16 protein-coding genes and 3 pseudogenes are annotated in these 19,348 nt (G+C 57.8%); 14 read left to right on the top strand and 5 right to left on the bottom strand.

What is annotated here, in order from left to right; genetic code table 11:
* Positions 1-68: 68 nt before the first annotated feature.
* Entirely contained in the window at positions 69-464 is a 396-nt protein-coding gene (locus C8029_RS09630; RefSeq protein WP_193217631.1) for a YraN family protein, read from the bottom strand.
* 9 nt (positions 465-473) lie between these two features.
* A pseudogene (gene rsmI, locus C8029_RS09625) lies at positions 474-1,342 on the bottom strand (16S rRNA (cytidine(1402)-2'-O)-methyltransferase).
* Between the two features lie 112 nt (positions 1,343-1,454).
* On the opposite strand from rsmI, the gene C8029_RS09620 reads away from it, so the two are divergent.
* The 3 genes from C8029_RS09620 to murJ are packed head-to-tail and all read left to right on the top strand — an operon-like array spanning position 1,455 to position 6,965.
* Positions 1,455-2,633, top strand: a complete 1,179-nt coding sequence (locus tag C8029_RS09620) for a penicillin-binding protein activator (RefSeq protein WP_009573349.1) — start codon at positions 1,455-1,457, stop codon at positions 2,631-2,633.
* Positions 2,593-5,415, top strand: coding sequence for a [protein-PII] uridylyltransferase (locus C8029_RS09615; protein ID WP_009573350.1), 2,823 nt, complete (start codon positions 2,593-2,595; stop codon positions 5,413-5,415). Before C8029_RS09620 ends, C8029_RS09615 begins: the two co-directional genes overlap by 41 nt.
* Entirely contained in the window at positions 5,412-6,965 is a 1,554-nt protein-coding gene (gene murJ / locus C8029_RS09610; protein ID WP_152002819.1) for a murein biosynthesis integral membrane protein MurJ, read from the top strand. The genes C8029_RS09615 and murJ overlap by 4 nt, the downstream gene beginning before the upstream one ends.
* Before the next feature lie 14 nt (positions 6,966-6,979).
* On the opposite strand, the gene C8029_RS09605 is transcribed toward murJ, so the two are convergent.
* A complete protein-coding gene (locus tag C8029_RS09605; RefSeq protein WP_009573352.1) occupies positions 6,980-7,678 on the bottom strand; it encodes a rhomboid family intramembrane serine protease in 699 nt (232 codons plus the stop codon).
* Positions 7,679-7,756: 78 nt separating this feature from the next.
* On the opposite strand from C8029_RS09605, the gene trpS reads away from it, so the two are divergent.
* Positions 7,757-8,773 carry a tryptophan--tRNA ligase gene (trpS, locus tag C8029_RS09600; RefSeq protein WP_009573353.1) on the top strand — a complete coding sequence of 339 codons (1,017 nt, stop codon included), beginning with the start codon at positions 7,757-7,759 and terminating at the stop codon, positions 8,771-8,773.
* Between the two features lie 72 nt (positions 8,774-8,845).
* On the opposite strand, the gene C8029_RS09595 is transcribed toward trpS, so the two are convergent.
* A complete protein-coding gene (locus C8029_RS09595) occupies positions 8,846-9,430 on the bottom strand; it encodes a L,D-transpeptidase (RefSeq protein WP_009573354.1) in 585 nt (194 codons plus the stop codon).
* A 383-nt stretch (positions 9,431-9,813) separates the two neighbouring features.
* Here C8029_RS09595 and C8029_RS09590 point away from each other — a divergent pair, with 383 nt between their 5' ends.
* The 10 genes and pseudogenes from C8029_RS09590 (at position 9,814) to C8029_RS09545 (ending at position 18,495) form a co-directional block, all read left to right on the top strand.
* Positions 9,814-10,269: a universal stress protein gene (locus C8029_RS09590; protein ID WP_009573355.1), complete on the top strand. Its 456-nt coding sequence runs from the start codon at positions 9,814-9,816 to the stop codon at positions 10,267-10,269.
* A 1-nt stretch (position 10,270) separates the two neighbouring features.
* Positions 10,271-10,750 (top strand): DUF2267 domain-containing protein, encoded by a 480-nt coding sequence (locus C8029_RS09585; RefSeq protein ID WP_152002818.1) that lies wholly within the window; start codon positions 10,271-10,273, stop codon positions 10,748-10,750.
* 95 nt (positions 10,751-10,845) lie between these two features.
* Positions 10,846-11,409 (top strand): NifU family protein, encoded by a 564-nt coding sequence (locus tag C8029_RS09580; protein ID WP_074642619.1) that lies wholly within the window; start codon positions 10,846-10,848, stop codon positions 11,407-11,409.
* A 9-nt stretch (positions 11,410-11,418) separates the two neighbouring features.
* The gene (locus C8029_RS09575) at positions 11,419-11,841 is read left to right on the top strand and encodes a GNAT family N-acetyltransferase (RefSeq protein WP_009573358.1); all 423 of its coding nucleotides are present in this window, start codon (positions 11,419-11,421) and stop codon (positions 11,839-11,841) included.
* Between the two features lie 206 nt (positions 11,842-12,047).
* Positions 12,048-13,036: pseudogene (locus C8029_RS09570) on the top strand (BMP family lipoprotein).
* A 13-nt stretch (positions 13,037-13,049) separates the two neighbouring features.
* Positions 13,050-14,660, top strand: a complete 1,611-nt coding sequence (locus C8029_RS09565) for an ABC transporter ATP-binding protein (protein WP_009573360.1) — start codon at positions 13,050-13,052, stop codon at positions 14,658-14,660.
* A pseudogene (locus C8029_RS09560) lies at positions 14,657-15,753 on the top strand (ABC transporter permease). Before C8029_RS09565 ends, C8029_RS09560 begins: the two are co-directional and overlap by 4 nt.
* Before the next feature lie 2 nt (positions 15,754-15,755).
* A complete protein-coding gene (locus C8029_RS09555; protein WP_009573362.1) occupies positions 15,756-16,718 on the top strand; it encodes an ABC transporter permease in 963 nt (320 codons plus the stop codon).
* 122 nt (positions 16,719-16,840) lie between these two features.
* A complete protein-coding gene (locus tag C8029_RS09550) occupies positions 16,841-17,749 on the top strand; it encodes a sulfite exporter TauE/SafE family protein (protein WP_009573363.1) in 909 nt (302 codons plus the stop codon).
* Complete coding sequence (locus C8029_RS09545) at positions 17,746-18,495, top strand: TIGR02186 family protein (protein ID WP_152002817.1); 750 nt, start codon at positions 17,746-17,748, stop codon at positions 18,493-18,495. Before C8029_RS09550 ends, C8029_RS09545 begins: the two co-directional genes overlap by 4 nt.
* On the opposite strand, the gene C8029_RS09540 is transcribed toward C8029_RS09545, so the two are convergent.
* A partial coding sequence (locus tag C8029_RS09540) for an ATP-binding domain-containing protein (RefSeq protein WP_193217630.1) occupies positions 18,496-19,348 on the bottom strand: 853 nt, incomplete at its 5' end.

Raw genomic sequence — 19,348 nt, 5'->3', positions numbered from 1 at the left:
CTCTTAGATGGACCAGCCCCGCCGCGCATTCAATGGGAATGTCCTGTGCGGGAATTCACATGAGCCTTTTACATCAGAGCGTTTTCAAGAATTTCGACATGGCCCGACGCATCGACCAGAGCCACATCAATGCGCATATCGGTGAGCAGCCCCTTGGGCTGTTGGCCAATGTAATCTTCGGCACTGGCGCAAATGCGCGCGATTTGTTTTGGACGCAGATGTGCGGCGGCGGCGCTGAGGGTTTTTGAGGCTTTGACCTCGACAAAAATGAAACCGTCGCCGTCGCGGAAGATCAAATCAATTTCCCCACCCGCGCCGCGCCACCGCGCATGTGCCAAGTCATGGCCTTGGGCCTCATAGTAGCGCGCTACGCAAGCTTCGGCGGAGTGACCAAACTCATAGGCCATGCGCCCGCGCGTTTGGCGGGCGGCAACCGGGTCATATCCGACAAAATCAAAGGACACGCTTTTCTCCTACTGCGGCGAATTTTGATCCGTGATCGCGAGCGCCATTTGATAGGCATCGCGTTTTTTCAATCCATGTTTTTCGGCCACCTCCGCCGCGGCGTCTTTGACCGACATCGTTTCCAAGGCCCGCCTCAAATCCGCCTCAAGATCGGCCTCGGATATCTCTTCATGCTCTGCGCGTCCGACCAAAAGCACAATTTCGCCTTTCACCGGACTGTCGCGCAGGCTTTCCTCAAGCTCCGCCAGACTGCCCTTTCGCACTTCTTCAAACCGCTTGGTCAACTCGCGACACAGGCCGCCGGTCGGTTTCCCCCCAAAGTCTCACACAATTCTCCTAACGTTTTATGAATCCGCTTTGGGCTTTCATAAAACCCAAGCGTGGCCTGAACCGGAGCGAAGGAGGTAAAGAATTTCAACCGAGCCCCACGAGAGGACGGGGGAAATCCGGCAAAAAGGAACCGATCAGAGGGCAATCCCGAAATGGTCAGAGCCGCAATCATCGCGGAGGGACCGGGCGCAGAGGTCACAGGAATGCCTTGAGCGAGCGCCTCGCGGCACAGCACAAAGCCGGGGTCGGCCACCAAAGGTGTGCCGGCCTCAGACGCATAGGCCACGGATTTGCCTTCTTGCATCAAAGCGATCAACCGAGGCCGGGCCTGAGCACCGTTGTGATCATGATACGCATAGATGTGGCGGCCATTGAGAGGAACGCCATGGATTTCCATCAATTTGCGCAAAGTGCGTGTGTCTTCGGCGGCCAAAACATCCGCAGAGGCGAGAATATCGAGCGCACGCAGGGTGATATCGCGCGCATTCCCGATCGGAGTGGCGAGAAAATGAAGGCCAGCGGGAAGATGCTTGACTTGGTAAATCACATGAGTTCCGGGTCTTTGCGGCGTTTACTCTTTGGGGCGTGTCGCATAGTCTGCGAAGGTGTCTAAAAGACCCAAGTTACCAAGAGTTCGCCGTCAGGAGTGAGGTTCCCCTATGTTCGCTGTTCTAAGCGCCGCCCGCAAGTCCATCAAGAAACTTGCGCTGGCTTTGTCTTTTACCGCCCTTGCCGCCTGTGACCCCGGCGCGCTTCAGGTTGGTGGCGGTCCGACCATCAACACAAGCAAACCCGTGCCGGTCGCACTTTTGGTGCCTTACGAATCGCAACAGGGCGGCGACGTTGCCCTGGCGCAGTCCCTGGAGAACGCGGCTCGTTTGGCGATGGCGGATCTTCAGGGCGTGACGATTGATTTGCGGGTCTATGCCACCGGTGGTCAAGCCGAACGTGCCTCGGCGGTCGCTTCGCAAGCGGTCAAAGACGGGGCCAAGATCATCCTTGGTCCGGTGTACGGCGGCTCGGCCAAACTGGCGGGCATTCCGGCCGCCAACGCGGGCATCAATGTCTTGTCCTTCTCCAACAATCCGGACATTGCAGGCGGCAACGTCTTTATCCTCGGCGATACCTTTAGCAACACGGCCAACCGTCTTGTGTCCTATGCCAAGGCCAATGGCAAAACCCGGATCATGGTTGTGAACGGCCAAAGCCCGGCGGAGAATTCCGGCGCGAGTGCGATCAAAACCGCCATCGCCCGCGAAGGTGCGACATTCGCCGGAGAACAGAGCTTTGAGTTGAGCCAACAGGGGGTAGTGCAATCCATCCGTCCCATCGCCGCCACCGCGCGCAGCTCTGGTGCGGATGCGATTTTCTTTACCTCGGGCAATGACGGCGCCATGCCGCTTTTGGCGCAGATGTTGCCGGAAAACGGCATCAAATCGCCGCAGCCGCAATTCATCGGCCTGCAACGCTGGAATTTCCCCGCCTCCGCGCTGAGCCTGCCAGGTCTGCAAGACAGCTGGTTTGCCATCCCAGACCAACGCCTCGTCAACAGCTTTTCCAACCGCTACTCCGCCCAATACGGCACAGCACCACATGCTTTGGCGGGCCTTGCCTATGACGGGATTGCGGCAATTGGAGCCTTGGTGCAGTCCGGCAACCAAAACGCTCTCACCACTCAAGGCCTGACCCGCGGCTCCGGCTTTGTCGGTGTGAACGGGATTTTCCGACTTCTGCCCGACGGGACCAACGAACGCGGCCTCTCCGTGGCGACCATCCAAAACAATCAGGTAATCGAGATTGACCCTGCACCAAGATCCTTCGCGGGCGCTGGCTTCTAACGACCCCGCCCTTGCTGACTTTGTTCCGGCCCCGGCCGGCAGCCTGATTTGCTCTGAAACGGCAATTTTCGACGTCTCCGCCGTGGCGGAGGCGTTGGATGCCGCTTGGGTGGGGGCAAAAGATGCGGCGGCCCTGCGCAAAGCCACCGTGAGCGTCCTCAATGCGGCGCAAGACAAAGGCCGCGCCACCATTGCCGCCGCCATTGCCGAAGCCCCGCGTAATGCCCGCCCGGCAGTACGGTCCTACGCTTGGCTTACCGATTGCCTCGTCACCTCGGTGTTGTTCACGGCGCAAACCAAGCTGCACCCAAACCCCAATCCGACCGAAGGCGAACGCATCGCGATTTTGGCCGTGGGCGGGTATGGGCGGGCCGAAATGTCGCCGCACTCCGATGTCGATCTGTTGTTTTTGGCCCCCCATAAAATCAGCGGCTGGATCGAAAGTCTGGTCGAGAGCATGCTCTATATGTTCTGGGATCTGCATCTCAAAGTCGGCCATTCCACCCGCACGATCCGCGATTGTATCCGTCTGGGACGCGAAGATTTCACCATTCGCACCGCGATGTTGGAGCTGCGCTATTTGGCGGGAAACCGAGATTTGGCCACTGAACTCCATGTAAAATTGCGCGACGAATTGTTTCGCACCACGGCGCGCGAATTCATCGAAGCCAAATTGCAAGAACGCGCCGAACGCCACCGCAAACAGGGCGGGCAGCGTTATGTGGTGGAACCCAATATCAAAGAGGGCAAAGGCGGGCTGCGCGATCTGCATACGTTGTTTTGGATCGCCAAATACGTCCACGGCGTGCGCAACACCGCCGATTTGGTCAAAGCGGGCGTGTTCACCGCCGAGGAGTATCGCCAGTTCGAGGAGGCCGAAACCTTTCTTTATGCCGCGCGCAATGCGCTGCACCTGATCGCCGGACGCCCTATGGATCAACTCACCTTTGATTTGCAGGTCGAGGTGGCGGATCGGTTGGGCTATATCGACCATTCCGGTCGCCGCGCAGTCGAACATTTCATGCAGGATTTCTTTCGCCATGCTACCCGCGTCGGCGAATTGACCCGGATTTTCCTGACCTCACTTGAGGCGCAACACGTCAAACAGGAACCGGCACTGCAACGGCTGTTCAAACGTCGGCGCAAGATTGACGAGCAATATGAGCTGGTCCACAACCGGCTCAATGTCCTCGATCGCAAGGCGTTTTTGGCGGACAAGCTCAATCTCCTGCGCGTCTTTGAAGAGGCGCTGCGCACCGGCTATCTGTTGCACCCGGATGTGATGCGGCTGATTTCGGCCAATCTCGATAAGATCGACAATGAGATGCGCAACACCCCCGAAGCACAGCGGATTTTCATGGATCTCCTGCTCAAACACGGCAACCCGGAACGCGCGCTGCGCCGGATGAACGAACTGGGCGTTCTGGGGGCGTTTATCCCGGAGTTTCAGTACATTGTCGCAATGATGCAATTCAACATGTATCATAGCTACACGGTGGATGAGCACACGATTCAGGTGATTTCCAATCTGGCGCAAATCGAGCGCGGCGAGTTGACCGACCCGCTGCCTTTGGCGACGAGCATCCTGGAGGCTGGCGTCAATCGCAAAGTGCTTTACGTTGCGATGTTGTTGCATGACATCGGCAAAGGCCGTCCCGAGGATCATTCGATCATCGGCGCACAGATTGCGCGCAAAGTGGCACCGCGGCTTGGCCTAAAACCGGCGGAATGCGAGACGGTGGAATGGCTGGTGCGCTATCACCTGTTGATGTCGGACATGGCGCAAAAACGTGACATTTCCGATCCGCGCACGGTGCGCGATTTTGCCAAGGCTGTCAAAACCCGCGAGCGGCTTGATCTTTTGACCGTGCTGACGGTCTGTGACATTCGCGGCGTTGGCCCAAATGTGTGGAACAATTGGAAGGCGGTGTTGTTGCGCAACTTGCACGCGCAGACGGCCTATGCGCTGGAACACGGGCTGGAAGAGGTCAACCGCGACGCACGCGAGGGTGAGGCGAAAAAGGTTCTGCGCGACAAACTGTCGAATTGGGATGCGAGCGAACGGCGCAAAGAAATTCAGCGCCATTATGGCCCCTATTGGCAAGGCCTGCCTCTGTCCGCGCATCTGGTCTTTGCCGAGCTTTTAAAGGGCATCAAAGCCGATGAAATCCGCGCTGATCTTCACCCCGATGAGGACCGCGATGCCACCCGTGCCTGTTTCGCGCTAACGGACCATCATGGCATTTTCTCACGGCTTGCTGGCGCTTTGGCTTTGGTTGGCGCCAATGTCGTGGACGCGCGCACCTATACCTCGAAAGATGGCTATGCGACCGCCGTGTTTTGGATTCAGGACAACGATGGCAATCCGTTTGAACAGGCCCGCCTGCCGCGTCTGCGCCAGATGATCGACAAGATTTTGCGCGGTGAAATGGGCGCGCGTCAGGCGCTCGATTCCCGTGACAAAATCAAGAAACGCGAAAGCAAATTCCGGGTGCCGACCTCCATCAGCTTTGACAATGAGGGTTCGGAGATCTTCACCATCATCGAAGTGGACACCCGTGATCGCCCCGGTCTTTTGTACGATTTGACCCGCGTTTTGGCCGCCAACAACGTCTCCATCGCCACCGCTCAGATCGCCACATATGGCGCACAGGTTGTGGACGTCTTTTATGTCAAGGACATGTTCGGAATGAAATTCCACAGCGAATCCAAACGCCGCACCTTAGAAAAGAAGCTGCGTGAAGCGATTGATCAGGGCGCGGAACGGGCGCGCAGCGCATGAAACCCATTCGTCTTGTGCGCGGCTTTGTGACCGTGGGTGGCTGGACCTTGATGAGCCGGGTGCTTGGGTTTGTGCGCGACGCGTTGATCGCGGCCTATTTGGGCGCGGGACCGGCGGCGGAAGCCTTTGTCGTGGCCTTCTCCCTGCCCAATATGTTCCGCCGTTTTTTCGCCGAAGGCACGTTGAACGTGGCCTTTGTGCCGCTGTTCTCAAAGAAACTTGAGACCACAGGGGCTGCCGAAGGGGATGCCAAACGCTTTGCCGAGGACACGCTCTCGGTCCTTGCCACGGTGCTGATCGTCTTGACGCTTTTGGCAACACTGTTCATGCCTGCTTTGGTCGCGGCCATGGCCGCCGGGTTCATTGGCGATGCGCGGTTTGATTTGGCGGTGGATTTCGGACGGATCGCCTTTCCCTATGTGGTCTTCATCTCACTCGGCGCACTGTTTTCGGGGATTTTAAACGCCACCGGACGCTTCGCGGCCGCGGCCGCGGCCCCGGTTTTGCTCAATGTTGTGCTCTCGGTCGCGATGATCACGGCGGCCAAACTGGGCTGGCCGGTGGATCGCGCGCTGATCTGGGCCGTGCCTGTGGCGGGTTTGGCGCAGCTTGTCGTGGTCTGGCGCGCGGCGGCCAAGGTGGGGTTTGGCCTGCGCCCACGCCTGCCGCGTCTGACGCCCGAACTCAAACGTTTGTTTCTTTTGGCGGGTCCTGCCGCCTTGGCGGGCGGCGTGGTTCAGATCAACCTGTTGATCGGGCGGCAAGTCGCCTCTTTCTCCGAAGCTGGCGCATTGCAATATCTCAATTTGGCGGATCGGCTGTATCAACTGCCCTTGGGCGTTGTCGCCATTGCCATTGGCGTTGTGCTTTTGCCGGACCTGTCGCGACGGCTTCAGGCGGGCGACGGACAGGGCGCGCGCGATGCCTATAACCGGGCGTTTGAATTTGCGCTGTTGCTGACCGTGCCCGCCGCGATTGCGCTGATCGTGATCCCTGAGCCGTTGATTTCGTTTTTGTTTCAACGCGGTGCCTTCACACCGGAAGACGCCCATAAGACTGCCTATGCGGTGGCGATTTACGGCCTCGGCCTTCCGGCCTTTGTGATGCAAAAGGTGTTGCAGCCGCTGTATTTCGCCCGCGAAGACACCAAAACCCCGTTTCGCTTTGCGCTTTATTCGATGGTGATCAATGCGGCTGCGGCCATCGGCCTGTCTTTTTTCATCGGCTATCTTGCGGCGGCGGTCGCGACCACATTCGCCGCTTGGGGCATGGTCACGCTGTTGTGGTTTGGCAAGTCCGATATGGGTGTCGAGGTTCATGCAGACCCGCGTCTGGTCCGGCGCGCGCCGCGTATTCTGATTGCCTCTCTGATGATGGGCGCACTGCTTTATGGTGCCAATATTGCGCTCTCACCCGTGTTCGAGCTGTCGCGCGGGCTTGGCACGCTGATCTTGGTTAGCCTTGGTATCGCAGGCTATTTCGCCTTGGCCCAAGCGATTGGCGCGGTGCGATTTGTCGAACTAAAAGGCGCGGTCAAACGGCAAAATTGATGCGAATGCGGCGGTTAACGCCGCCGCAACCGCGCGATAATCCGCCCCAAAGCCCCTGGCACCAAAAGCGCCGCCGTTCCAAAGCCCGCAACAAAGCCCGCGAGTTTTGCGACCCAATCGAGAGAGCCGCCGAACAACAGGCCAAAAACCAATTGCAGCCCCATCAACAATCCGATCAGGGTGAAGGCCCGCATCCGGTTTTCCTGCATCCGACCAAGGCCAAGCCAGAGGATAAACGTGTAGGCACCGATGAAACCGTACGCCGCAGGGTAAGCGCCCAAAAGCGGCTGAGCTGTGCTTAAAACCAGACCATAGATCAGCGCGCCGAACAGGGTCGAGGCGAAGAAAATCACGAAGACCGCGACATTGCCAAAGGTCTCGCCGACCATTTTGCCCAGAGCCAAAATAAAGACGATCGCCATCAGCGCATGGGTCAAGGAATAATGCACAAATGCGTAGCTCAGGAACCGGATCACATGCTCAAGCGGCCAAGTGCCTTGCGTGCGCATCGCCTCAAAAACGGTGTCAAAGAACCCGTAATCCTCCATTGCGGCAATCCGCCAGCCCACCGCATCGGGACCACCGATGATGCCATAAGAGCCGATTTGAAACAGCGCCTCGATGCCACCCAGCACCAAAGCCAGCGCCACCACCGCAGGCGGCAAAGTGTTAAACGGCAATTCGGGACGATGCTCGGAGGGGGTGTCATTCATTTTCGGGGGCTTTCCTTGACGCGTTCGTCCTGCATAGGTAAGCGATGATCACCTAACAATCCAGTGACGGAGTTCCAGATGGAGAAGCTCGCCTTCACCCCCCGTGTTTTTTCGGGGATCAAGCCTTCGGGCGGGCTCACACTCGGCAACTACTTGGGCGCGATCAAGCGTTTCGTAGATATGCAGGGCGGTGAGTTCGAAACCATCTATTGCGTGGTGGACATGCACGCGATCACTGTTTGGCAAGACCCCGAGGATCTGCGCCATGCGACCCGTGAAGTGGCCGCAGGCTACCTTGCGGCGGGCATCGACCCGGAGAAATCGGTCTTGTTCAATCAGTCTCGTGTGTCGGCCCATGCGGAGCTCGGTTGGCTGCTCAACTGTGTCGCCCGCGTCGGGTGGATGAACCGGATGACGCAGTTCAAGGACAAGGCGGGTAAAAACGCCGAAAACGTGTCGCTTGGGCTCTATGCCTATCCTTCACTGATGGCTGCGGATATTTTGCTCTATCACGCGACCCATGTGCCCGTGGGCGAGGATCAAAAGCAACACGTCGAATTGACCCGCGACATCGCCAACAAGTTCAACCACGATTACAAGGTCGATTTCTTCCCGGAAACCATCCCGGTGATCGAAGGCCCGGCGATGCGTGTGATGAACCTGCGCGATGGGACCAAGAAAATGTCCAAATCGGGTGAATCAGACATGGAACGCGTCAATATGACCGACGACGCCGACACGATTGCGAAAAAGTTCAAAAAGGCCAAATCAGATGCGGATGTGTTGCCCGAAGAGATGGAAGGCCTTGCGGGCCGCCCGGACGCGCGCAACCTGGTGAACATCTACGCGGGTCTGTCCAATATGACTGGCGAAGAGGTTTTGGCGGTCTATGGCGGCCAAGGGTGGGGCAAGTTCAAACCCGATCTGGCCGAGCTTGCGGTCGAAAAACTCGCGCCGATTTCAAGCGAAATGAAACGCCTGATGAATGACCCGGCAGAGATTGACCGGATCATGGCGAAAGGCGCGAACAAGGCCAATGAGATCGCCCAGCCGATCCTCAATAAGACCTTTGAGATCATGGGCTTCGTGCGCTAAACAACGCGTCCCACTCAAAACAAAAGGGCGCCCAATGAGGCGCCCTTTTCGTTTTCATTGCGGTCCAAAACCTCAAACCAGCTTCACCTGTGTGCCCACTGCCACGCGGGGGTAGAGATCGGCAATCATCTCGTTATAGAGGCCGATACAGCCATCCGACGAGCGCCGCCCGATCTTGCGTGTGTCATGGGTGCCATGGATGCGGTAATATTGCCACGACAGGTACAAAGCATGGGTGCCAAGCGGGTTTTGCGGTCCGGCGGGCACAGTGACCGGCAGGCTCGGGTCGCGCTCGCGCATCGACGGCGTCGGGGTCCAGGTCGGCCCCTCCACCTTTTTGATCACCTCTGTGTAGCCGCGTTTGGTCAGTTCCTCAGAGATCGGCACCGAGGTTGGATAAAGTTTATACGACCCATCCGCAGCCCAAAAATGCAGAGCACGGCTCACCGTATCGGCGACAATCGCACCCTTTCCCAAGCTGTCGAAATGCTCGTGCCAATCAATCCGGCGAAAACTTGAGATATTGCGGCGGGCATTTTGAGGCGCTTGCAATTCATCTGGCAGGGTCAACCCGATCTCTTGGGCAAAGGCGGCTTTGGCGAGAAAGGGCGTCGCGAAGCTCAGCGCCAAAAACTTACGTCTTTTCAAATCGCTCATGTGAATGTCCTCGTCTTTTGTGCGTTGTGGGCACAAAACAGACCCATGCGGCAAAGCTCAAATCACGATAGGGTTAACTGGCCGATGAGCGGCGCAAACGCGGCTCTGATGTCACAGAAGGGATTCAAACCTGCCCTAAGTTAGGCTTGCAGCGCATCAGAATCATGGCCCGTCCCCGCCAAAGCGCATGCCCTTGCGCGTGATGTGCGCGGCTTGATCCGTTTCCCCGACAGATCAGCACCCGTTGACCCTCGGCTCTTAGGAGCCGGGGGTTTTTGGGGATCATCCCTCCATTGTATCGCGCACTGGCGGTTGCGTCGCGCGCGTAGCTCGGTCATCATCCGGCAAAGCCCAAAGATCGGGCGCCACTCAAAGAGGCCAGTATGCGCAAGTTTCTCGTCATCCTTGATGACAGTCGCGAATGTCTCAATGCCATGCGGTTTGCGGCGATGCGCGCCGCGAAATCGAACGGTGGTGTGACAATCCTCTCAATCATTCCGCCCGAGGAATTCAACCATTGGATCGGTGTCGCGGATTTGATGCGCGAAGAGACCCGTGACCGCATCATCGCCCATTACGAAGTCTTCGCCAAATGGATGCGCGACCGACAGGGCATTGATCCGGAATTGGTGATCCGCGAAGGCGAAGCGGTGCATGAAATCCTGTCTCAAATCAAGGAAGACCCATCCATCGGCGTGTTGGTTTTGGGCGCGGGCACAGAGAAATCCGGCCCCGGTCCGCTCATTTCGGCGATGATGAAACAGGCGGGTTTTTTGCCGATCCCGATGACGCTTGTGCCCGGCGAGATGTCGAAAGAGCGGTTGGAGGCGGTGACCTGAGATGTCGATGCCATGGACGTACCGACATTCCGAAAAAGAGTTTAAATCCTTTCTCAAGGATGCAAAGGACCGCATGGGACCGGTTCTTGAGAGTGACAAGATGGCCTATACTGTGGTCGACGGCGTGCTACATGTGTTTCGCCGCCGCCTGACCCCGCCGCAGGTGATTGCCTTTGGCGATGTCTTGCCCTCCAGCTTGCGCGCGATGTTGGTCTATGGCTGGAATGTCGACGCAGTGCCTTTGCCCTTTGGCTCTCGTTCAGAGATGATCCGCGAGGCGCAGGAGTTGCGCCAAGCCCACAATATCATGCCGCTCAATATCACGCCGCTCAATGTGATCGAAGCCACGGGGTACGCCCTATGGCGGCATGTAAGCCACCGCGATTTGGCGCGGGTTTTGGCCCAGATTGGTCCCGAGGCTGTGGCGTTTTGGCATGTGCCGGGGGTTGCGGAGATCGAGTTGCAGCAACAGATCATTTAGGCGTTCTGACCAAGCGCATTGTTAGAATCATTCTAAAACTTGACTTTTGCGGTCCGAACGCGCATATCCGACTATGATCCTAAGGAATATCCGAAATGTTCATTCAGACCGAATCCACACCGAACCCCGCAACCTTGAAATTCTTGCCCGGTCAGACCGTGCTTGAGGCCGGAACTGCAGACTTTCCCACAGCAGACTCTGCCGCTGCATCGCCATTGGCGCAGCGTGTGTTTGCGGTCGGCAATGTCACCGGCGTGTTTTTGGGCTCCGATTTCGTCACCGTGACCAAAGAGGACGCCACAGATTGGGACCATATCAAACCCGCCATCCTTGGCGCGATCATGGAACATTTCCAATCCGGCGCGCAGGTCATGGACACACATGCCAGCGCCGCAGGCGGCCACGCCGACCATGACGGCCCTGACGGCGAAATCGTCAAACAGATCAAAGAATTGCTCGACACCCGTGTGCGCCCCGCCGTGGCCCAGGACGGCGGCGACATCACGTTCCATGGCTTTGATCGCGGCATCGTTTACCTGCATATGCAGGGCGCTTGCGCCGGGTGTCCCTCCTCGACTCTGACGTTGAAAATGGGCATCGAAAACCTGTTGCGCCATTACATCCCCGAGGTGCTCGAAGTGCGCCCCGTCGCGGCCTAAGTGTCTGAGATGACAGCCGAGGAGCTTGCCGCGCTCCACTCTGCCAGTTTTCAAACGCCCCGCCCATGGTCTGCCAAAGACTTCGCGGGGCTTTTGTCTATGCGCGAGAATTTTATCATCACAGGCGATGGCCCCTCTTTCATCATGGGACGCTATGCCGCCCATGAGGCCGAAGTTTTGACCCTCGCCGTCCATCCCGAAGCACGGGGCCGTGGCTTGGGCCGGGTGATGTTGCGCGCCTATGAGGAAGAGGCAAGATCGCGCCTCGCCTTGATGTCATTCTTGGAAGTGGCGGAGAATAACACCGTCGCCATTTCGCTCTATCTTTCCGAAGGCTATAGCGAATCTGGTCGGCGTCCGCACTACTACACCACCTCCAAGAATGAGAAAATCGACGCATTGGTCCTGTCCAAGCCTCTAAAACATACGTGACCCCACGTCACAAAGCGCTGGAATGCCCAATCTCCCTCCATTGCGCGACCAAACGGTCAAAAATGGTAAAATGTGTATTGACCCTCCCTCTGTGACGCGCCCTAATCTCGCTATACTGCGAGACGATTTGCTCGCTCCATGGGCATGTGACTTGTTTTCAGACGAGGGACTGCCCCAATAGTTTAAATACCCAACGGGAGATACCCATGACCCTGACCAAAACACTCCTCGGCGCAGCTGCTGCTCTGGCCCTGACCTCTGGCGCAGCTTTGGCCGATCCGGCGATCATTTTTGACCTTGGCGGCAAATTTGACAAATCTTTCAACGAAGCCGCGTTTAATGGTGCCGAGCGTTGGGCCAAGGAAACGGGCGGGAGCTACCGCGACGTCGAGCTGCAATCGGACGCGCAGCGCGAACAGTACCTGCGCAACTTCGCTGAAAAGGGCTTTAACCCGATCGTGATGGCAGGCTTCTCCTTCGCCACCGCGCTTGAAACCGTTGCCGCCGATTTCCCGGACACCAAATTCGCCATCATTGACATGGTCGTGGATGCGCCGAACGTGCGCTCCGTGGTGTTCAACGAACAAGAGGCTCCTACCTGGCCGGGATCGCCGCAGCTTATGCCGCCAAAGGCGACACCGTGTCCTTTGTGGGCGGCATGGACATCCCGCTGATCTCCAAATTCGCATGTGGCTATGCCGAAGGCTTCAAATCCGTGAAACCTGAAGGCAAGGTCATCGTCAACATGACCGGCACCACGCCTGCGGCTTGGAACGATCCGGTGAAGGGCGGCGAATTGACCCGTGCGCAAAAATCCGCGGGTTCTGAAGTTGTGTTCGCAGCCGCTGGCGGGACCGGTCTTGGTGTTCTGCAAACCGCAGCCGATGAGGGCATGTTGTCCATCGGCGTCGATAGCAACCAAAACTACCTCCAGCCCGGCTCGGTTCTGACCTCCATGGTCAAACGCGTCGACAACGCTGTGTATGATGCCTTCACCCAAGGCGAGAACCTTGAGACTGGCATCAATGTCATGGGCCTGTCCAACGACGGTGTTGCCGTTGCGATGGATGAATATAACGCTGCCCTGATCACGCCTGAGATGAAAGCGGCCATCGACGAGGCCACCGCAAAAATCATTTCCGGCGAAGTTGTGGTGCACGACTACATGTCCGACGAATCCTGCCCGGCGTTTTAAGGGCAGCTGTCGCATGAGCGTCCAGTCTGAAGCGGGGCGGCAGGCAACTGCCGCCCCCACCGCTTCCACCGCCCCCATTGACGCGCCAGCGATTGAACTGCGCGGGATTTCCAAAGCCTTTGGCCCGGTTCAGGCCAATAAGGACATCTCGATCACGGTCAAAAAAGGCACGGTCCACGGCATCATCGGCGAAAACGGCGCGGGAAAATCCACGCTGATGTCGATCCTCTATGGCTTTTACAAAGCCGATGCGGGGACGATCCACATCAAGGGCCAAGAGGTCCAGATTGCCGACAGCCAAGCCGCGATTTCCGCTGGCATCGGCATGGTGTTCCAGCATTTTAAACTGGTCGAAAACTTCACCGTACTCGAAAATGTCATTCTGGGCGCAGAAGATGGCGGATTGCTCAAACCCTCGCTGGCGAAAGCCCGCACACTTTTAAAGCAACTCTCTGATGAATATCAACTTTCAGTCGATCCAGACGCTTTGATCGAAGATCTCTCTGTGGGCCATCAGCAACGGGTTGAGATCCTCAAAGCGCTCTATCGGCAGGCGGACATCCTGATTTTGGACGAACCCACTGGGGTGCTGACCCCAGCCGAGGCGGACCATTTGTTTCGCATTCTCGAAGGGCTGAAAGAACAGGGCAAAACCATCATCTTGATCACCCATAAACTACGCGAAATCATGGAGATCACCGATACGGTGTCCGTGATGCGCCGGGGGGAGATGACCGCAACAGTGCAGACCGCCGACACCACCCCCGAAGACCTGGCCGAACTGATGGTCGGGCGCAAAGTCTTGCTTCATGTTGAGAAAAAACCCGCCACACCGGGCGCGCAGATTCTGGAAATTGAAAACCTGCATGTTGTTGATGAGCAGGGTGTGGAACGGGTAAAAGGCATTGATTTGCATGTGCGCGCCGGTGAAATCCTTGGGATTTGTGGCGTGGCGGGCAATGGTCAAACCGAACTATTGGAGGTTTTGGGCGGCTATCAAAACGGCACGGGCACGATCCGTCTCAACGGCGAAGAGATCGACCTGACGGGCAAAAACTCCGACGGCCAATCGCGCCGTGCCCGCGGGATTTCGCATGTGCCGGAGGACCGGCATGATGAGGGGCTGATCCTGAACTTCCAAGCCTGGGAAAACATGGTGTTTGGCTATCACCACGCACCTGAATATCAAAAAAACCGCTTTTTGATGGACAATGCCGCAATCAAGGCAATGACCCAAGAGAGCATGACCAAATTCGACGTGCGCCCGCCGAACCCCAAGCTGGAGGCCAAAAGTTTTTCCGGCGGCAACCAGCAAAAAATCGTGTTGGCCCGCGAAATCGAGCGCAACCCCGACCTGTTGTTGATCGGCCAGCCGACGCGCGGGGTCGATATTGGCGCCATCGAATTCATTCACCAACAGATCGTACATCTGCGCGACGCGGGCAAAGCCATCCTATTGGTGTCGGTGGAACTCGATGAAATCCTGTCGCTGAGTGACCGGATTGCGGTGATGTTTGACGGTAAGATCATGGGCGAACGCCTGCCCTCTGAGACCAATGAAGGCGAGCTTGGCCTGATGATGGCCGGGATTGCCGAAGAAAACCCGGGGGAGGCAGGTCAATGAACAAAATGCCAAAATGGGCGGACGCCGTCCTCATTCCGTTGATCTCGATCCTCTTGGCCTTTTTGCTGTCGGGCCTCGTGATCATGGCCATCGGCAAAGACCCGGTGATGGCTATCAAAACCATGGTGCAAGGCGCGTTTGGCAACTCAAACAACATCGGTTACACGCTTTATTACACCACCAATTTCATCTTCACCGGCCTCTCGGTCGCCGTCGCCTATCACGCCCGCTTGTTCAACATCGGCTCTGAAGGTCAGGCCGCATTGGGCGGTTTGGGGGTGGCACTTGTGTGCCTTTATGTGCCTTGGCCGCATTGGGCGATTGCCCTGCCTGCGGCGATGATCGGTGGCGCTGTGTTTGGCGCAGCTTGGGCGTTTATCCCCGCCTATCTTCAGGCCAAACGCGGCAGCCATATCGTCATCACCACCATCATGTTCAACTTTATCGGCTCCGCGCTAATCGGCTACATCCTGTTGAATTACCTCAAAGTTCCGGGGTCCATGTCGACGGAAAGCGCACGTTTTGGTGCTGGGGCGCATTTGCCGACTTTCCATGAAATGTTGGCGCCCTTTGGCATCGAGTTCAACAAAAACGCCCCCGTCAACGTGTCCTTCCTGATCGCGCTTTTGGCGGCTGTTGGGTTCTATTTCCTGATCTGGCGCACCCGGCTCGGCTATGAAATCCGCGCCTATGGCCAATCGGAAACGGCGGCGAAATACGCTGGCATCAACCGGTGCGCATCGTCGTCATCGCCATGCTGATCTCGGGCGCTTTGTCCGGCCTGATGGCAATCAACAACGTGATGGGCGAGGCCGAACGGTTGATCGACAACGCGGTCGAGGGCGCGGGCTTTATTGGCATTGCCGTGGCCCTGATGGGTCGCAACCACCCGATCGGGATCGTCTTGGCCGCGCTTTTGTTTGGCTTTTTGTACCAAGGCGGCGGCGAGCTCTCATTTTGGGAATCGATCCCGCGCGAACTGGTCGTGGTCATTCAGGCTTTGGTGATCATGTTCACCGGCGCGCTCGACAATATGGTGCGCGCGCCGCTTGAAAAACTGTTCATCGCCCTCAACAAGAAAAAGGAGGCGTGAGCATGGACTATCTCACGATCATCCAAATCCTCGACAGCACCGTGCGCCTTGCCACGCCTTTGCTTTTGACCTGTCTCGCCGGGCTGTTTTCCGAACGCGCAGGCGTCGTTGACATCGGGCTTGAGGGCAAACTCTTGGCGGCGGCCTTTTTGGCCGGGGCTGCGGCCTCTGTCACCGGGTCGATTTGGATCGGCCTTTTGGCAGGCGTGGCCGGGTCTTTGGCGTTTTCCATGATCCACGGGCTGGCCTCGATCACCTTCAAAGGCGATCAACTGATCTCCGGCGTGGCGCTGAACTTTCTCGCCGCCGGTCTGACCGTTGTCGTGGGCCAAAGTTGGTTTAAGCTCGGCGGACGCACGCCCTCGCTCCCCACGGATGCGCGGTTTGGCGAATGGAACCTGCCGTTTTCCGATGCCTTGGCGAATGTGCCCTTCATCGGGCCTCTCTACCATGAGCTGATTTCTGGCCACACCGCATTGACCTATATGGCGCTGCTTGCTGTGCCACTGTCGTGGTGGGTGCTTTATCGTACCCGCTTTGGTCTGCGCCTGCGCGCCGTGGGGGAAAACCCCTCAGCGGTCGATACGGCGGGCGTGTCGGTGGTCAGACTGCGCTTTGCGGCACTGGTCATCGCGGGCGTGTTGTGCGGCATGGCCGGCACTTACCTTGCCTCTCTCGCGGCGGGTTTCGTCAAAGACATGTCGGCAGGACGCGGCTACATCGCCCTGGCTGCGTTGATTTTCGCCAAATGGCGGCCTTGGTATGCGCTCTCCGCCACGATGTTGTTCGGCCTGCTGGAGGCCATTGGCAACCGTTACCAATCCATCACCATGGGAGATTTCACCATCCCCGTGCAGTTCATGCAGGCCCTGCCATACATCCTGACGGTGATCATTTTGGCGGGCTTTGTGGGCAAAGCCATCCCGCCACGCGCGGGCGGCACACCCTACGTGAAAGAGCGATAAGCATCCGTAAATGACACGAAAGCGGGCCTTCGGGTCCGCTTTTCTGTCTCATACGCCGCGGATCATTTGACGCGCGCGCCAAATCACTGCATTGCTGAAGAAAGACGTCGCGAAAGTCCCCCATGCAAATATTCCTCCCCATCGCAGAAGTTTCGGTGAACGCCTTCACCCTGCTCGGCATCGGCGGGATTGTGGGCGTGTTGTCGGGCATGTTTGGTGTGGGCGGCGGATTTTTGATCACGCCGCTGCTGTTCTTTGTCGGCATCCCACCCGCCGTGGCCGTCGCCACCTCCGCCAACCAAATTGTCGCCTCCTCGGTCTCCGGTGTGCTTGCCCATTTCAAACGCAAGACGGTGGATTTGAAGATGGGGCTTGTGCTATTGGGCGGCGGCCTTGTCGGCTCCGCCATCGGCATTCAGATCTTCAACATGCTCAAAGCCATGGGTCAGGTCGATTTGCTTGTGACCCTTTGTTACGTGGTATTTCTGGGCATTATCGGCTTTCTGATGCTGATCGAATCCATCCGCGCCATCAAACGCGCCAAGGGCCGCCCCGGTGGTCGTCCGGAGCGTAAAAAACACCTTTGGGTTCACAATCTGCCGCTGAAGATGAAGTTCCGCGCCTCTGGGCTATATATCTCCGCCATTCCGCCGATTGCAGTGGGCATGATGGTGGGCATGTTGGGCGCGGTTATGGGCGTGGGCGGCGGGTTCATCATGGTGCCTGCGATGATCTATCTGCTTGGAATGCCCACCAAGGTTGTGATCGGCACCTCGCTGTTTCAGATCATTTTCACCGCCGGGTTCACCACATTGCTGCACGCCTATACCAACCATACGGTGGACGTGCTTTTGGCGTTTCTGTTGCTGGTCGGCGGCGTCATTGGCGCGCAAATCGGCACCCAAATCGGGCTGAAAATGAAGGCCGAGCAATTGCGGATTTGGCTTGCGCTTTTGGTCCTGGCCGTCTGTCTCAAACTGGGTTTCGATCTGTTGTTGCCGCCCAAAGAACTCTACTCGCTGGGGGCATGATGACGCGCGTTTTTGCCCTGCTGTTCGCTTTGTTGATGCTGCCCGGTGCGGGCCGTGCCGAAGAAGTCGTCGCCGCGCTGAGCCAAAGCCGGATTTCCATCACGGCCAATTTTGACGGCTCTGAAATTTTGATTTTTGGGGCTGTGAAGCGCAACCGACCGACGCCGGAGGGAGAGCCGCTCGATGTCATCATCACCGTCGCGGGGCCTGAAAAGGTCGAAACCATCCGCCGCAAAGACCGCCGTTTTGGTATTTGGATCAACGTCGAGGCACAGGTGATTGGCCACACGCCCACCTTTTACACGGTCACCTCGACGCGGGAGCTGGCCGATATACTGCCGCCCTTGACCGACAGTCTTTGGAAAATCACCGCCGACAAACGGATTTTGCCCGGAATGCGCGGGCTTCCGGCGCGCGAGGCTTTGATCCGGCTGCGCAAGGCGGATGACCTGTACCGCACCCGCGAAGGCGTGGTCACCCTGAGCGAAGACACGCTGTTCCAAACCTCGATCACGCTGCCCTCCAATATCGTTGAAGGCGGCTACACCACGCGGATCTTTTTGCTGCGTGGCGGTGAGGTGATCGACAGTTATGGCACTACGATCAACGTGCAAAAAGTTGGCATTGAGCGCTGGCTTTATAATTTGGCCTATCAACATGCGTTGATTTATGGCGTGATGGCGCTGGCGATTGCCGGGCTGTTTGGCTGGGGGGCCTCAGAGGCGTTTCGCATCCTGCGCCGTTGATTACAGCAGCGCGTCGGCCTGTGCCTCAAGCGTCAAAGGCGCTGCCTCTTTGGCGGTCAAATCCGCAACAGACAGCGGCGCGGTCGGTTTGGCCAATCGCGCCATCGTCACCCACAACAGCCGCGTTTCGGCGCGGGTGATGGCAACATAGGTCAGCCGTTTCCAAAGCGGTATCCCCGCTTCCATCCGACCCGCCCGCGCCGCCGCCATAATGTCGGGGGCAAAGACCTGAACGCTGTCCCATTGCGAGCCTTGCGCCTTGTGAATCGTCACGGCCGCTCCATGCAAAAACGCCGCCCCCATGCGCGCGGCATAGGGGATAAACGGTTCTTCTTCATCGGGAATTTCGATTTTAACAATGGAGGCCGCCGAGATATTCGGATCCTCCGCACCGATCACATGTAGGCGCGAAAAGCCGGGTTTGCGCCCTGGGCCGAGGTAGACGACCTGCGCGCCTTTGATCAAGCCTCGCGCCTCAAGGTCCAACCGTTTTTTACGATGTTTCGCGGGTAATTCGATACCGTCACAGATCAAAGGCTCGCCGGGCAACAGCGCATCGACAGGTGCGTCATGGACATTACGAAACGCTTGGATCAGCCGGATGCGGGTCGCATTGCGCCAGACCAGAACGGGCGAGCGCGCCATCAGATCGCTTTCGACCCGGCTGGCATAGACCACCCGCTCGTCGCGCGCGGCGGCCTCTTGGATCATACGGTCAAACTGATCAAAGCCCAACTGCGGATCGGCCAGAGCATGGGCCAGATCGAGGATTGGATTGTCTTGGGTTTGGCGGTGAATACGGTGCAGCACATGGGTGTTTTCCGCGCCCAAGGTTTCAAACACCATCTCGCCG

The sequence above is a fragment of the Roseobacter sp. TSBP12 genome (assembly GCF_009129705.1).
GTDB classification, from domain to species: Bacteria; Pseudomonadota; Alphaproteobacteria; order Rhodobacterales; family Rhodobacteraceae; genus Celeribacter; species Celeribacter baekdonensis_A.
Note: the sequence above shows the minus strand (reverse complement) of the source record. Positions and strands in the feature narration are given on the sequence as shown.

What these genes read in the sequence shown, in the direction of transcription:
- C8029_RS09620 (WP_009573349.1), top strand. Translation starts at nt 1,455, where the DNA reads ATGTTCGCTGTTCTAAGCGCCGCCCGCAAGTCCATCAAGAAACTTGCG.
- murJ (WP_152002819.1), top strand. Translation starts at nt 5,412, where the DNA reads ATGAAACCCATTCGTCTTGTGCGCGGCTTTGTGACCGTGGGTGGCTGG.
- C8029_RS09605 (WP_009573352.1), bottom strand. Translation starts at nt 7,678, where the DNA reads ATGAATGACACCCCCTCCGAGCATCGTCCCGAATTGCCGTTTAACACT.
- trpS (WP_009573353.1), top strand. Translation starts at nt 7,757, where the DNA reads ATGGAGAAGCTCGCCTTCACCCCCCGTGTTTTTTCGGGGATCAAGCCT.
- C8029_RS09595 (WP_009573354.1), bottom strand. Translation starts at nt 9,430, where the DNA reads ATGAGCGATTTGAAAAGACGTAAGTTTTTGGCGCTGAGCTTCGCGACG.
- C8029_RS09590 (WP_009573355.1), top strand. Translation starts at nt 9,814, where the DNA reads ATGCGCAAGTTTCTCGTCATCCTTGATGACAGTCGCGAATGTCTCAAT.
- C8029_RS09585 (WP_152002818.1), top strand. Translation starts at nt 10,271, where the DNA reads ATGTCGATGCCATGGACGTACCGACATTCCGAAAAAGAGTTTAAATCC.
- C8029_RS09580 (WP_074642619.1), top strand. Translation starts at nt 10,846, where the DNA reads ATGTTCATTCAGACCGAATCCACACCGAACCCCGCAACCTTGAAATTC.
- C8029_RS09575 (WP_009573358.1), top strand. Translation starts at nt 11,419, where the DNA reads ATGACAGCCGAGGAGCTTGCCGCGCTCCACTCTGCCAGTTTTCAAACG.
- C8029_RS09565 (WP_009573360.1), top strand. Translation starts at nt 13,050, where the DNA reads ATGAGCGTCCAGTCTGAAGCGGGGCGGCAGGCAACTGCCGCCCCCACC.
- C8029_RS09555 (WP_009573362.1), top strand. Translation starts at nt 15,756, where the DNA reads ATGGACTATCTCACGATCATCCAAATCCTCGACAGCACCGTGCGCCTT.
- C8029_RS09550 (WP_009573363.1), top strand. Translation starts at nt 16,841, where the DNA reads ATGCAAATATTCCTCCCCATCGCAGAAGTTTCGGTGAACGCCTTCACC.
- C8029_RS09545 (WP_152002817.1), top strand. Translation starts at nt 17,746, where the DNA reads ATGATGACGCGCGTTTTTGCCCTGCTGTTCGCTTTGTTGATGCTGCCC.